This window comes from Gordonia lacunae (assembly GCF_002149015.1).
Classification (GTDB): Bacteria; Actinomycetota; Actinomycetes; order Mycobacteriales; family Mycobacteriaceae; genus Gordonia; species Gordonia lacunae.
Genome location: NZ_NGFO01000088.1, coordinates 1 through 774, shown reverse-complemented (window position 1 = coordinate 774; position 774 = coordinate 1). Strand labels below are relative to the sequence as shown.

Sequence of the window (774 nt, the reverse complement as noted above, 5' to 3'; positions counted from 1 at the left end):
CGCCTTGGTAGGCCATTACCCCACCAACAAGCTGATAGGCCGCGGGCCCATCCCACACCGCAAAAGCTTTCCACCAACCACCATGCGACAGTTGGTCATATCCGGTATTAGACCCAGTTTCCCAGGCTTATCCCAGAGTGCAGGGCAGATCACCCACGTGTTACTCACCCGTTCGCCACTCGAGTACCCAGCAAGCTGGGCCTTTCCGTTCGACTTGCATGTGTTAAGCACGCCGCCAGCGTTCGTCCTGAGCCAGGATCAAACTCTCCATGAAAAAATAGTGAAACAAAACCAACCCCAAAAGAGCCAGCGTTTCAACACAACCAGGAAAGCAAACCTGACCAAAATAAACCTAGCAAAATGTGACACCCAGACGGGGCCGGACGCCACACAAAAAAACAAACATCAACATCCAAAAGAATGCTCGATGCCACAAAAACGGCATCAGACAATTCATCATCACACTATCGAGTTCTCAAAGAACACACACCCACCAAATACTCACCCCTACCAGGGCTTTCACCAGCAGACTTGTTCCAACCATCCAAGCTACACCCGTCTCCGGGGCAACTCTTCCAGCCTACCAGACCCAAACCCCAGCCCGCAACCCCGAAGAATTCCGAACCAGGAAGACCCAGCAACCCCCACCACTCTACCCGAGCCACAACGACTCGAACCAGACATACATTGGGGCGGCCAACAAAAAACCCGGTCTCCACTCCCCACCATCAGACCCTCTCAGGCCTTCCGGGGCGGCGCCGTGGCTCGCTGACT

1 rRNA gene is annotated in these 774 nt (G+C 54.4%); it reads right to left on the bottom strand.

Annotated elements, in window-relative coordinates:
• Positions 1–274 (bottom strand): 16S ribosomal RNA (locus CA982_RS26250); the annotation flags it as partial.
• Positions 275–774 lie beyond the last annotated feature (500 nt).